The sequence below is a fragment of the Sedimenticola sp. genome, assembly GCF_050289425.1.
In the GTDB taxonomy this organism is placed as follows: domain Bacteria; phylum Pseudomonadota; class Gammaproteobacteria; order Chromatiales; family Chromatiaceae; genus Sedimenticola.
Map to the genome: position 1 here is coordinate 22,334 of NZ_JBNKFS010000014.1, position 14,170 is coordinate 36,503.

General features: G+C 54.9%; 11 protein-coding genes. 1 reads left to right on the forward strand and 10 read right to left on the reverse strand.

Features of this window, described 5'->3' with window-relative positions:
* Positions 1 to 85: 85 nt before the first annotated feature.
* Positions 86 to 1,321 carry a Bcr/CflA family multidrug efflux MFS transporter gene (locus ACQY5R_RS11135; RefSeq protein WP_428608249.1) on the forward strand — a complete coding sequence of 412 codons (1,236 nt, stop codon included), beginning with the start codon at positions 86 to 88 and terminating at the stop codon, positions 1,319 to 1,321.
* A gap of 125 nt (positions 1,322 to 1,446) precedes the next feature.
* On the opposite strand, the gene der is transcribed toward ACQY5R_RS11135, so the two are convergent.
* The 10 genes from der to ACQY5R_RS11185 all read right to left on the reverse strand — a co-directional run bounded on the left by der (position 1,447) and on the right by ACQY5R_RS11185 (position 14,081).
* Positions 1,447 to 2,835, reverse strand: a complete 1,389-nt coding sequence (der, locus tag ACQY5R_RS11140) for a ribosome biogenesis GTPase Der (protein WP_428608252.1) — start codon at positions 2,833 to 2,835, stop codon at positions 1,447 to 1,449.
* A 24-nt stretch (positions 2,836 to 2,859) separates the two neighbouring features.
* Positions 2,860 to 4,035 (reverse strand): outer membrane protein assembly factor BamB, encoded by a 1,176-nt coding sequence (gene bamB / locus ACQY5R_RS11145; RefSeq protein WP_428608254.1) that lies wholly within the window; start codon positions 4,033 to 4,035, stop codon positions 2,860 to 2,862.
* 15 nt (positions 4,036 to 4,050) lie between these two features.
* Complete coding sequence (locus ACQY5R_RS11150; RefSeq protein WP_428608256.1) at positions 4,051 to 4,677, reverse strand: YfgM family protein; 627 nt, start codon at positions 4,675 to 4,677, stop codon at positions 4,051 to 4,053.
* Positions 4,678 to 4,746: 69 nt separating this feature from the next.
* Complete coding sequence (gene hisS / locus ACQY5R_RS11155; RefSeq protein ID WP_428608259.1) at positions 4,747 to 6,015, reverse strand: histidine--tRNA ligase; 1,269 nt, start codon at positions 6,013 to 6,015, stop codon at positions 4,747 to 4,749.
* Between the two features lie 96 nt (positions 6,016 to 6,111).
* A complete protein-coding gene (locus tag ACQY5R_RS11160) occupies positions 6,112 to 7,158 on the reverse strand; it encodes a RodZ domain-containing protein (RefSeq protein ID WP_428608262.1) in 1,047 nt (348 codons plus the stop codon).
* Positions 7,158 to 7,958, reverse strand: a complete 801-nt coding sequence (pilW, locus tag ACQY5R_RS11165; protein ID WP_428608265.1) for a type IV pilus biogenesis/stability protein PilW — start codon at positions 7,956 to 7,958, stop codon at positions 7,158 to 7,160. The genes ACQY5R_RS11160 and pilW overlap by 1 nt, the downstream gene beginning before the upstream one ends.
* On the reverse strand, positions 7,955 to 9,037 hold the full coding sequence (gene rlmN, locus ACQY5R_RS11170) for a 23S rRNA (adenine(2503)-C(2))-methyltransferase RlmN (RefSeq protein ID WP_428608267.1): 1,083 nt from the start codon (positions 9,035 to 9,037) through the stop codon (positions 7,955 to 7,957). The genes pilW and rlmN overlap by 4 nt, the downstream gene beginning before the upstream one ends.
* A gap of 112 nt (positions 9,038 to 9,149) precedes the next feature.
* The gene (gene ndk / locus ACQY5R_RS11175) at positions 9,150 to 9,578 is read right to left on the reverse strand and encodes a nucleoside-diphosphate kinase (RefSeq protein WP_428608269.1); all 429 of its coding nucleotides are present in this window, start codon (positions 9,576 to 9,578) and stop codon (positions 9,150 to 9,152) included.
* A gap of 267 nt (positions 9,579 to 9,845) precedes the next feature.
* On the reverse strand, positions 9,846 to 12,068 hold the full coding sequence (relA, locus tag ACQY5R_RS11180) for a GTP diphosphokinase (protein ID WP_428608272.1): 2,223 nt from the start codon (positions 12,066 to 12,068) through the stop codon (positions 9,846 to 9,848).
* A 573-nt stretch (positions 12,069 to 12,641) separates the two neighbouring features.
* Complete coding sequence (locus ACQY5R_RS11185; protein ID WP_428608274.1) at positions 12,642 to 14,081, reverse strand: TolC family outer membrane protein; 1,440 nt, start codon at positions 14,079 to 14,081, stop codon at positions 12,642 to 12,644.
* Positions 14,082 to 14,170: the final 89 nt, after the last annotated feature.

A 14,170-nucleotide genomic window follows, 5' to 3' on the forward strand; every position in this document is an offset into this window, starting at 1 on the left:
TGGCAGCTATTCCACAGCAAAAATGCGCTTATTCGTTTCATATGAAACTATTGCGCCAGGATGTAAAACAGGATAAGAATGTTACATGATCTCACCTAAATCACTCCTTGCCACAGCTATCATCGCTTCCCTAGTGGCGATCGGTCCACTCTCGACCGACATGTATCTACCCGCCTTCCCGGTGTTGATGCAGAGCTTCGATGCCGATATCAATCAGGTCCAGCATACCCTGAGCATTTTTCTTATCGGCTTCGCCCTGGCCCAATTGATCTACGGCCCCCTATCCGACCGGTTCGGCAGAAAACCGGTATTGATGGCGGGCCTGCTGCTGTTCCTGCTGAGTAGTTTGGCTATTGTATTTGCCGAATCGATTGCCACGCTCTCTTCCCTGCGCCTGCTGCAGGCGATCGGCGGCAGCGCCGGTCCGGTATTGGGCCGTGCCATGGTTCGGGATATCCACGGCCCCAAGGAGTCTGCCAGACTGCTCTCCTATATCGGTACCGCCATGGCAGTCGCCCCCGCCGCCGCGCCAATTATCGGCGGCTACATGACGGTCTGGTTTGGTTGGCAATCCATCTTCCTGTTTCTCGCCGTCTACGGCGTCATCGGCGTGGTCCTGCTGGGATTGCGCATACCAGAAACCGCTCCGCCGGGCAGCCACCACATTATGTCCGTCGGTCATTTGCTGAAGAATTACGGCATCCTGGTCAAACACCCCACCTGGCGCTGGTACACCTTGACCTGCAGTTTCGTATTTGCCGGACTGTTTTCATTCCTGTCCGGTTCATCGTTTGTCATCATCGATTTTCTCGGCTTTAAAGAAGAGCAGTTCGGCCTCTTTTTCGCCCTGGTGGTCAGTGGCTTTATGATCGGTACGTTGATCGGGGGGCGCTTGGTACGCCGTGTCGGCATCAACCGCCTGCTGGCCTACGGCTCGGTCATCGCCGCGCTGGGGGGTATCAGCATGCTGATCTTTGCCCTGGCCGAAGTACACCATGTCGCGGCCATTGTGTTGCCGCAGATGATCTACATGATCGGTGTCGGCATCGTTATGCCGCAATCCATGGCCGGCGCGCTGGCGCCCTTCCCGCACATGGCCGGCACCTCTTCAGCGCTGCTCGGCTTCATCCAGATGTCGGTCGCGACAGGCGTCGGTGTGTTGGTGGGACATTATCACGACGGATCACCCCGCTCGATGGCGCTCTCCATCGCCCTGATGGGGGTACTCACCTTGATCAGTTTTCTGCGGCTGAATCGCATCGATCATTCGGAAGTGGATGATGATGAAGACGGCGGCGTGGAGCTGTCCGGCGTCCTGTAACAGCGATGAAGCCCTAGAAGACAATCCACCGCGGCTACCCCGTCCCTCGCGGTGACCGCGATCCGGACAGGCACGGGGGCCTGCCCCTACATTTGATCAACTGGTTGCCGCGAAATGGTTCGCGGCTACTTTTTCTTGCTAAAGGATTTGAGGCGTTGGCGTTTCTGCACCTGACGCGGGGTCAGTTTGTTTTTGCGATCCTTAAACGGGTTCTCGCCAGACTTAAACTCAATGCGAATGGGCGTGCCGGTCAGCTTCAAAACCTCCCGAAAACGGTTGATCAAATACCGTTTATAGGTGGTCGGCACCGCATCGGTCTGATTGCCGTGGATGACGATAATCGGTGGATTCTGTCCACCCTGATGCGCATAGCGTAATTTGATCCGCCGGCCGTGCACCATGGGTGGCTGATGCTCCTGAACCGTCCACTCCAGTATCCGTGTCAGCTCCGGAGTGGAAAGTTTGCGGGTAGCGTTGGCGTAGGCCGAATCCAGGGCCTGGTAGAGCTTGCCCACGCCCGAACCATGCAACGCTGAGATAAACCGTTTGGCGGCAAAATCCAGGAACGGCAGTTTCCGTTCGATATCGGCCTTGACCCGGTCACGTTGATCCGCTGGCAAGCCATCCCATTTGTTGATCACCACCACCAGGGCCCGGCCACTCTCCAGAATATGTCCGGCCAGGGTCGCATCCTGCTCACCGACACCTTGCTGGGCATCCAGCACCAACATGACCACGTTCGCTTGCTCAATCGCCTGCAGCGTCTTAATGACGCTGAATTTCTCTATCACCTCATTCACCCTGGCCCGGCGCCGAACGCCCGCCGTATCGATCAGGGTGTAGGGTTTTTCATCATGGGTGTAGCTGATAAAAACACTGTCACGGGTGGTGCCGGGCTGATCAAAAGCGACAACACGCTCCTCCCCCAGCATCCGGTTTACCAGGGTCGACTTCCCCACATTGGGGCGACCGACCACGGCGATCAGGGTACCTCGGTCAGTCTCGGCGGCCGGCTCATCCGGCAGCGGAAAACGATCGAGTAAATCGTTGATCAGAGAACGGACACCGCGACCATGGGCGGCAGAGATCGGTAACGGCTCGCCCAGTCCCAAGGCGAAGAAATCGGCACCCGCCATATCTCCGTCCAGGCTTTCGCTCTTATTCACGACGGCACTGATCGGCTTACCGGTACGCCTGAGCTGTCCCGCGATAATAGTATCGGCCGGCGTGCAGCCGACACGGGCATCCAGCAGGAAGAGGATATGGTCAGCCTCGGCAATGGCCGCCTGCACCTGCTGCTCCATCAGCTGGTCCACCCCTCCTTCCTCGCCGCTCAGGCCGCCGGTATCCACCACCACATAGGGCCGGTCACCCAGCTTGCCGACACCGTACTGGCGGTCACGGGTCAACCCGGGCTGATCCGCCACCAAGGCGTCTCGCGTTCGCGTCAACCGGTTAAACAAGGTGGATTTGCCCACATTGGGTCGGCCCACCAGGGCGATTACGGGCAGCATGTTTGGCACTTGTACGCTCAGTTCTTAGAGGTCAGAAGTAGTGAGAGCGGCCATTTCACCGCCATCGGCATAAACATAGACAGTACCGTCGATGACCAGGGGCGGCGTGGAAATAGCCGATTTAGCCACTCGCATCCGCCCTTCCAGGCGACCATCCTCGCGTGACAGGAAATGCAGGTAGCCTTCAAAATCGCCTACCAGGATATGCGAACCCAGCACCACGGGTGCGGTCAACTTACGGTACTGAAGTTTTTTATTCTTCCAAATAGCCGATCCGTTACCCGGATCCACCGACACCACGTGATCCGTGGCGTCCGAAACGTAAATCTGTGAATAGTCGGCTCCCATGCCGGCATAGGAGGAGAGTTTACGACGCCAAAGCACAATACCCGTATCCAGCGACACGGCCGCCATCTCCCCCTGGTAGGTCACCGCGTAAACTACATCGCCGATAATCAGCGGATCACCATCGATATCCACCATCCGCTCCAACTCTGAACGGCCACTGGGGGCAGAGACCGTCAACTCCCACAGCAGATCGCCATTCTGCAAATTGAGCATCACCAGTTTGCCGCTGGCAAAACCACAGATCACGCGCCCCCCGGTAATCACCGGCGAGCTACTGCCGTGCAGGGTCAGGACGGGAATAGAGCGGTCATAGATCCATTTCTGATCCCCCGACGTGGCATCCAGACCGAACAGTTTTCCATCGATGGTATGCACAACCACCACACCCCGTCCTGCCTTCGGCACTGAAAGCACTTCACTGCTGACGCGGGCGCGCCACTTTTCGGTGCCGCCAGCTTGATCCAGCGCGACCACCTCACCGTTACTGGTACCAAACAGCACCAAACCCTCTCCGGCTCCCGGTCCTCCCGATATCTCCAACTCGGTTTCTATCGACCAGAGCACACGTCCTGTGGAGGCATCCAGCGCACGCACCTCTCCACTGCGGCTGGCGGCATAGACCTTGCCGCCTTCAACAACGGGTACCAGCTTGACCCGTTGCTCATCCGAGCCATCGCTGATGGAAGAAGACCAAAGCAGACGGGTGGGAACCGATTCCTGCATTTCGACCAGTTCAGCCGGCGGTTCCGAATTGTCCTCATCGGCAAACCAGTCCACCGGGTTCATGGATTTCATGGAGCCACAGCCACTCAGGGCAAGCGCCAGCAGGACAATGGGAAGGGAGCGCATCATGGGTAATCCTCGCAACTATTCAGCCGCAGCCAGATCATCAAATTTCATCTGTACCAGCGCGCTATTGCTCACCTTGTACTCCAGCGCCTCCCCATACGCCTGACGTGCCGCCACCCGGTCGCCTTTTTTCAAAGCGATATCGCCCTTCAACTCGGCGATATCCCCCTTGAAATTATCATCCGGAGCCTGGGCAATCAGGCTGGCCGCTTCATCGACTGAACCTTGATCCAGCAACAGACGGCCCAATCGCAAGCGGGCTATCTGCTTTAGAGACGGGTCGTCGGCATTCGAAAGCACCCACTGCAGTTGGCTTTTTGCGCCATCCATGTCGCCCTGTTGAAACTTGACCTTGGCCAGCTCCAGGGCGGCAAACACCGCATAAGCGCTGCCCTTATACCCGCTCATCAGTGCTTTAGCCTGGACCTCGGCAGACTCAGACCCCGACACCACGCTTTCGCTCAATCGCTCAAATTGTAGTGAAGCCTGTTCCGCCACCTCACGCTGATGCTGAGTCCAATATTGCCAACCGAACACGCCGCCCAGGCCCATCACAATACCGGCAACGACCGATTTGCCATTCTCTTTCCACCACTTTTTAAGCGCTTCGACCTGCTCTTCTTCCGTCAGATTTACATCGACCATCTTGTCCTCTCTCTCCGCCGGCTGGCGGCTAAACCATTCACTGACAGAAACCCCAGGGTTTCTGGATAATCAGACTCTCTGTTTCAGATAAGCCGCCAGCTCATCCAACGCCACCTGCTTCTGCTCTCGCTCTTCGCGTAAGAACTTGACCCCGATAACACCCTGCGCCAACTCATCCTCACCCAGCACCAAAGCAACACGAGCGCCACTGCGGTCCGCCTTCTTGAACTGGCTCTTGAAGCTGCCACCGCCGCAATGGGTCATCAACCGCAACCCGGGAACTTCCCGGCGCAAACGATCCGCCAACAACACACCCTGCTGCTGCGATTTATCACCCACCAGAACCAAATAGGCATCCAGAACCTGCAGATCCAGGGGGATCTTCCGCTCTTCCAATAACACAATCAGGCGCTCGACACCCATAGCAAACCCTACCGCCGGCGTCGGCTTGCCACCCAACTGTTCAACCAATCCATCGTAACGGCCACCGGCACACACGGTTCCTTGAGCACCGAGTCGATCCGTCACCCACTCAAACACGGTACGTGCGTAGTAATCGAGGCCACGCACCAAACGGGTATTGACCACATACGGAACCGACGCTGCGTCGAGTCCTGCACAAAGCGAATCAAAATGGGCGCGTGACTCATCGCCCAGATAATCCATTAGCGACGGGGCACCGGCGATCAATTCGCACATAGCCGGATTCTTAGAGTCGAGAATGCGTAGCGGGTTGCTACCGAGGCGGCGCAGGCTGTCTTCATCCAACTGCGCTTGATGTTCAGTCAGATAAGCAACCAGTTGCTCACGATAAACCGAACGCTCCTCAGGGGTGCCCAGGGTGTTGATCTGCAACTCCAGGCCATCCAGACCGAGGCACTCCCAAAACCGGTTGGTCAGCAGGATCATCTCGATATCGATATCGGGACCGGCCAAGCCATAGGCCTCTGCTCCAATTTGATAGAACTGGCGGTAACGTCCCTTCTGGGGACGTTCATGACGAAACATAGGGCCGTAGTACCAGATGCGCTGCACCTGGTTGTGAAACAGGCCGTTCTCTATCCCGGCCCGGACACAACTGGCGGTACATTCAGGGCGCAGGGTCAAGCTGTCTCCATTGCGATCCTCGAAGGTATACATCTCCTTCTCCACAATGTCCGTCACCTCACCGATTGAGCGTTTGAACAGATCGGTCATCTCTACGACAGGCGTACGCAACTCCCGATAGCCGTAGCTGTCGAGAACGCTACTGATTTGCTGCTCCAGAAAATGCCAAAGGGGTGACTGGTCCGGCAGGATATCGTGCATACCACGAATAGCTTGAATGTTTTTTGCCATTACTCTTTATTCACTACTCTTGCTTATATCAACTTGGCGTGATGGTCGCGGTTCGTCGCACCCGCCTGCGCCCAGGCAGTGCGGTTCCAACTCCAATCACTCTGGCTTAAGGGTGAACTTGGCGACATTGCCACGGATATGGGGTGTCAGATCATAAGGGACACCATTCACTAGAACGGTTACGGCGGAAGCGTTACCGAACACCATTTTATACGGCGCTTCACCGGCCAGAACAATGCGATCACCCGCCGCCTTATTTCCGATCAACCGATAGTTGCCGGATGCATCGCTGATATCGGTCCAGCAAACATCGGAGAAGCTCACCTGAATGGCTGTCTCCGCTGCCACCTGACTCGCTTCGCCGGCCGCCGACTCATTCGCGGGTGCCACGTCCGACACACTATCCGTTACATCACTGCCGGTGGGGTCAGCATCATCCGTCATCGGCACTGGCGCCACCTCCGGTTCCGGCGCCGTCGGTTGTTCGACAACAGTCTCCTGTTCGGTCGATTCTGCCGGGGCAGAAGCCTCCGTTACAGGCGGTTCTGCAGCTGCTTCAGACTCAACGGTGGCTGGGGCATCCAGGATCTCCGGTTTATCAAGCGGTGCAGGCTGACTGGCGGTGTCAGGCGAATTGTCGGGTCCACCCTCCACCCTCGGCAAGGCGCTTTGGCTTTCCGACTGCGACATCGGCACACCCGAATCCAGACCCAGGTTGACCGGCCACTGCAGATATCCACGCCACCATGTGACCACCAGCGCGATAAGACCAATGACGATAAGCCATGTGATCAAGCGAATGACCGTATGACTGCTGCGCACCTCGCGCCTTATCTGCGCCGCCTTGAGGTCAGTTCCTTCATCATTCTTTGGCCGATACTGCTGAAACGCTTCTAAAATAGGATCAACGGGTATATCCAGTAACCGGGCATAATTGCGCAAATAGCCCTGAACAAACACGGTTCCGGGCAATTTGCTGTAGTCATCCGCCTCCAATGCTTCCAACAGCCCGGTATTCAGGTGCAGCAGATTGGCCACCCGATGAATATCCATCTCCTTTGCCAGACGGATGTCTCGTAGCTGTTTTCCGGGGCCCTCTACAACTGTCTCAAGCGCCTCTTCATTCTGATCGGCAGCACTCATTATTGTTTGCTATCCCTCAAAAGCAGCACCTCCCTGGAGTCAGGGAAGTTGTTTTTCAACATCAGCGCATAACTGGAAACGGCGTTTTGATCGCCCAGGATACGTTCGTTCTGAATGCCCAGCCAGAGCGACGCCGCGGTCGGTTTGGCGAGTTCCAGATAGCGCTGAAGATAGGCTCTAGAAGAGAGGTTTTCCCCTTGTTGAAAACTGATTTGGGCCATCTGAATCAGTGCCGAGGGGAATTTTGGATTGATGGTGAGCGCCCGACGCAGATACTCCTCGGCCTTTTGCGGGTTGGTATCCCGCGCCGCACAGATGCCGGCATTGGTCAACGCCACCTCTGGCGTCTTATAGAGCGGATTTTCTAACGCTCTGAGGAAATATTTATCGGCCTCTTCATAGCGCTGTTGATGGCAAAGAAAAGAGGCGTAGGCATTTAAGACGTAAGAGTTCCTGCTCTCGATCTTTATACTTTGCAGGAAGTGATTTTCCGCCAGGTCTTGCTCGCCCAAACGTTCATACAGCAACGCGATAACGTTATGACCCTCGGCATTCGCCGGCTCCACAGACAGCGCCTGCTTGGCTTTTTTCAAGGCCACGTCAAGATGGCCTTCCCGCATGTAGGCGATTGCCAGCTTGACGTAGACATCGCCGGCACCGGTGCGACGGTCCTTTCCAAATTGACCGGTATTATCGGTCATATCCGGCGAAGTACCATCCGGTCGGACTGTACCCTGCTGACAACCAGAGAGAAAAAGCAGTGCGAATAACCCCAGTACAGAGACCTGACTGATTTTCAACGTACAACCCCTCCTGAATGCTTCAGTTCTCGTCGACTCTGATCCTTTACCCGTCCGACCAACTGTCCGCAGGCGGCATCGATGTCCTCACCACGGGTCTTGCGAGTGGTGGTAACGATACCGGCTTTGACCAATCGTTGCCGGAAGGCGTCAATGCGTTCCGGCGGCGAACAGCGATAACCGGTTCCCGGGAAAGGATTGAACGGGATCAGATTGACCTTTGACGGTGTCCCTTCAAGCAACCTGATCAACTGCTTGGCCTGTTTGTCGCTGTCGTTAACGCCGTCCAGCATGACGTATTCCCAGGTGACTTTGCGTCGCTTATCGCCCCTAAGGTAATCCCGGCAAGCGGGGATCAACTCTTCCAGCGGATATTTTCGATTGATCGGTACCAACTGATCCCGCAGCTCATTGGTCGGTGCATGCAGCGACACTGCCAAACTCACTTCGGACAGCGCCTTGAGCTGCTTTAAGGCTGGCACGATACCGGAGGTACTGATAGTGACCCGATATTTTGACAGCATGTAAGCCAGATCATCCTGCATGATGTTGGTCGCCGTCACCACCGGATCAAAATTGGCCAATGGCTCGCCCATACCCATCAGCACCACATTAGTGAGCGACTTGCCCAGCTCCCGCTCCGCGACCCACACCTGGCCAATGATCTCCGCCGCGGTCAGGTTCCGATTAAAGCCCTGCTGCGCGGTGGAGCAAAAGCTGCAGTCCAGCGCACAACCCACCTGGGATGAGATACAGAGCGTGCTGCGATTGGGTTCGGGTATAAAAACCGATTCAATTCGGTTATTGCAATCGAGCTCCAGTACCCACTTGTGGGTGCCGTCCAACGCCGGCTGCTCGAATACGATCTCTGGTACCCTCACTTCCGCGATGGCCTTAAGTTGCCCGCGTAACGGTTTGGACAAATCAGTCATGGCATCAAAGTCGGTGACGCCATGCTTATGAATCCACTTTAATACGTTTCGACCATTGAAGGCCTTTGCACCCAGCCCCTCAAAGAAGGACTCCATGCCCCGGCGGTCAAAATCCAGCAGATTGATTTTCTGTTCCGTGCACTGCATTACCCCACCTCTTCACACAATCTTGAAGTATGGCCGACCCGGCTCCCCGAAGCGGGAACAAAAAGGCAATTAGCCAGTAGGCGAAGGTAATGCAGATAGGTCAAGTTCAACCTCAACGCTGCCTTTCGCAGACACCTTCGGGAAAGAAGAAGGCGATTTCAACCGCCGCAGTCTCCGGTGCATCCGAACCATGTACGGCGTTTTCATCCACAGTTTCGGCAAAATCGGCGCGAATGGTGCCGGGCGCTGCCTCTTGAGGATTGGTCGCCCCCATCACCTCACGGTTCTTGGCGATGGCATTTTCACCTTCCAGCACCTGAACCATAACCGGGCCGGAGGTCATGAAATCGATCAAGTCATTGTAGAAGGGGCGCTCTTTGTGAACCGCATAGAATTCTCCCGCCTGCTCACGTGTCAACTGCAGCATTTTTGAGGCAACAATTCTGAGACCCGCATCTTCAAAACGGCTATAGATTTTTCCAATGATGTTCTTCGCTACCGCATCCGGTTTAACAATTGAGAATGTACGCTCGATCGCCATCAAAAACTCCAATAATTTCAAACAATAAAAAAACCATGCCCAGCCAAAAGGCTACGCAGGAAATGAGAATTCAGCTCCCTGAAATAACCGCACACCCATTTGCGGACTGAACCTAGTGAGAGAAATCGGACCGTTTTGCCGAATGCGCCAGAGAGAATCTGTTTTCTATTAACAAAATCAAGCCGTAGTTTACCTTGCAGCGGGGGAAACAGGCAATTTATCATTCTGTTACGGACGCGGGAACGGTGAGATCCGGCACGCGGACCGTCACACGTCGCGTTGGACCGTTAACACATCGGGCAGTTGGGCGATCTTTTCCAGCAGGCGACTAAGCTGCCGCATATTGTTGATTTCAACGGTAAAACGCATATTGGCCCGATCCATCTTCCGATTTGACTGCGTATTCACCCCTACCACATCCACCTCTTCATTGGTCAGAATGGCCGAGATGTCACGCAGCAATCCCTTCCGATCTGTGGCGGTAATCTTGATATCCACCTGATAAGAACCGGTGACACCCTCTCCGGCCCAGGCCACATCAATCAGGCGGTCACGCTCATCCGCATCCAGATGCCTGACCATGCTGCAATCACTGCGGTGAACCGTAACCCCCCGACCTCGGGTGATGAAACCCACTATCTCGTCATTCGGCACCGGCTTGCAGCAGCGTGCAATATGGGTCATGAGATCATCCACGCCCTCAACAACCACTTCACCTCGACCGCTTTTCTTCGGTCGGCCCGGTTTACGCTGGGTTAACGGTTCAACCGGTGCCGTTTTTTGTACTGGAACGGCATGCACCCCACCCATTCCAGCCACCTGGATAGGCGACACCTCACCCCGTCCTATGGCGGCCAGCAGGTCATCGGTCTTCTTGAAGTTGAATCGTCTGGCGGCGATCGTCAAATCCGGTTTGGGCACGCTCAAACGGCTGATCTCACGTTCCAGACTGATTTTCCCCGCATGCAAATGCTGCTCATAATCTTGCTGCTTGAACCACTGCCGCACCCGATTGCGCGCACGGCTGGTTTTGATATATCCGAGATGGGGGCTGAGCCAGTCCCGACTCGGTCCACCTTCTTTAACCGTTAGTATCTCTACCAGTTGTCCACTCTCAAGTGGGCGTGTAAGCGGCCGGATTTTCCCATCAATCTTGGCACCACGACAGCGATGCCCGACATCGGAGTGAATGGCATAGGCAAAATCCACCGCCGTCGCCCCTTTCGGTAATTCCACCACCTTGCCCTGCGGGGTCAACACATAGACCTGGCGCGATTCGAACTCACTCTTGAGATTATCGACAAAATCATCCGAACCAGCCGGATCATCCTTGACCTCAATCCAGTTACGCATCAAAGAGATACGCCGTTCAAACTCGGCATCTCCCTTGCTGCCACCCTCTTTATAGCGCCAGTGGGCCGCCACACCGAGCTCGGCATGCTCATGCATATCGTGGGTGCGGATCTGAATCTCCAGAGTCTTGTCTTCCGGGCCGATTACGGCTGTGTGGATGGAGCGGTACATATTGGCCTTGGGGGTAGCGATGTAGTCATCAAACTCACCCGGAATATGTCGCCACAGCCCGTGCACCACACCAATAGCGGCGTAACAGTCGGCCACCGAGTCCACCAATACCCGCACCGCCCTCAGATCAAAAATCTGCTCAAAGGGGACGGCCTTACGCTTCATCTTTTTCCAGATACTGTAAATATGCTTGGGACGGCCGGTAATCTCGGCGTTTATGTGTAATTCGGCAAATTTTTCCTGCAGGATATCGATCACATCATCGATATAATCTTCCCTATCTGCACGCCGGCCATCCAGCTTTTTAGCGATGTCCATATAGGTGTCCGGCTCAAGATAGCGCAGACAGAGATCCTCTAACTCCCACTTGATCTGCCAGATACCCAGTCGGTTGGCAAGCGGGGCATAAATCTGCTGGGTTTCGCGCGCCTCTTTGATCCGCATCGTTTCGGGCAGCGATTTCAGGATTCGCATGATGTGCAGCCGCTCCGCCAACACGATCAATACCACGCGAATATCGTCAGCAATGCTCAACAGCATGCGCCGCAAATTCTCGGTGTGTTCAATCTCTGTATCGTGTTGGCTGGCCGCTCTATCCCGGGAAACAAACCCGATTCGCGCCATATCGTTAACCATGCGCGCAACGCTTTTGCCGAACTGCTTTTCCAACCGGGCTAAATTGACCTGATCGCCCGGTAACACATCATGCAAGATAGCCGCCGCCAGTGTTTCCCAGTCAAGATCCATCTCGGCCAGGATCTCGGCCACGGCCAGGGCATGGCGCAAGGTCGTCTCACCCGTCACCTCAACCCCTTCACGGTGGATTTCGAAGGCTAGATCACACGCCTCATGCAGCTTTTCCATCTCTTCGGCACTACGTTTGACTGCCAGCCCGGCCAACCAGACACGGATATCCCGCTCATCAAGCGCATCGTTTTCAGGAAGGTTGGTTGTGATGCTAACCATCTGAAGTCCTTATGGAATTTCTAACAAAGCCATACTGAACCCGGGCAGATTCAGTGCCTAAACAGTGTATTTATTATTCTTGTCGCGCCTAATATGGGGCCATCGTGGGAAATTTCTAGCGACGGGAAATAAGCCCTATGCCACCCATTCAGCCGCCTCCCAACCATTCAGCTGCGCATTATTCAGCAAAACCGATGCGATGCCAAACCGTTATACTGAGTCTAGTCGAGCCTATCGGTCAGCTAAATGAACAGGATCAATGAAATGCGCCCATAGCAATGAGATCAGCTACTTTTTCTCATTCAGGACAGAAAAACCAACTACGCAACCGCCACGGCAGTAGGCAACACTGGCGACGGACCTGTTAAGTCTTTCGTATGGAGAGCATCCTTCTCGGCTGCATTTGGGAATTTAGATAGAGAATCCGATCATCCATCGGCTGTCATGTTGCGGTTCCGGTCATGCCAGGCCTCTGGCCCGTCCAATCTGTAACATGACTGAAAATCATAATCTCAGGCATTGTCGACAACCGATGCTCAGTCGGTCAACGCAACAGCCCAAGAGATATATCTTTTAATTATTTTTGCGTCCTGCATCCTGTCCTGCGTCCGATCCATCATCGCGGCGGTCGACCATAAATTCACTCGCCAACGCAGATTTAGGTGCCAGCTCGGCATAAGGCTTGAGATTATCGTCGCCACTCCCCGGGCCCTTTGGAACCGACACACCGAGTTCGCTAAGAAGCCGCCCCATACCAACCAGGATACGATATTCAGCATAGCGATTATCCGACAAAGCAGTCTCATAAGCGCGCTTTGCTTCAAAAACCTCATTCTCCGTATTGAGCAGATCGATCAAGGTTCGTTTCCCGATATTGAACTGTTTGGCATAGGCCTCACGGGTTTTCTGGCTGGAAACCAGGTGCTGCTTCAATGAAACCAGTTGTGCCTGGGTCGCCTCATAAGCAGTCCAGGAGAGCCGCAGACTCTCGACTACTTGACGATAAGTCCGGTTACGGACCTCTTTGGCTTCATTGATCAGATGGGCGGTCTGCCTTTGACGAGCCTTATCTTTACCACCGGAAAACAGGTTGTAACGCATCCTGACCATTGCCGTCAGATCCTTATCGACGCCGGCGACACCATCCTGATCCTCCCCCCAGGTACTGCCAACTTCAAGGTCAAAGTGGGGATAAAAGCTGTTTTCAGCTGCCGATTTCTGAGCGACGGCCGATTGAACATCAGCTTGGGCCGATAGTAGGGTGGGATGCTCTGCCAGGGCAGCCTGTATCGCCGCATCAAGACTATCTGGCAGTCTGGATTTCAATGAAGGGACCGGTTGTAGATCCCGCGGCAGATCACCGACCAGTGACAGGTAGGCCGATTCCGCATCCCTAAGATTAGCCAAATCCGCCAATCGGCTTGCATCGGCAGAAGCACGACGGCCACGTACCTGCTCGAGATCGGAACTGCGACCGATACCAGCTTCGCTTCTTAGCTTGACTTGCTCATAGATCCGCTTGTGCGCCTCGAGGTTTTCCCCGGACAATTGCAACAACTTCTGTTGTTGCAGAACAGTGAGATAGGCATTGACGGTTTCCAGTGCCGTATTCTGACTGACCCCAGCCACTCGATAACCGGCAGACGCCTGGCGGGCATTATGGCGCGCCACTTCACTATCCGTTGCGTAACCATCGAACAGCATCTGTTGAAGATTGATGGCTGCCTCTTTTCGCGTCAAATCGCGGTGGTTATATCCAGCGGATCGGGTAGAACTGTTGTCACTCCGTTCATAGCCGATTCCCGCGGTAATATCGATATTTGGCAGATATCCCGCTTTGGCTTGCTCAACATCTTCCATGCGCGAAAGCAGTTCATTGGTCTCAACACGAACATTGGGATTGCCACTCAATGCCTGCTGGATGGCTTCGTCCAGGGTAGTGGCAGAGACTTGTGCAGAGACAAGGCCCCACAGTGATGCCATCAGCACGAGATTGACGCTCTTCTTATTCATAGTAGATTCCAAGACCATGACCTATGCCATAAAAAACTGTCAGAATTCTATCAGGTACCAGAAAAATAAAACACAGGATGGAGTAGTTG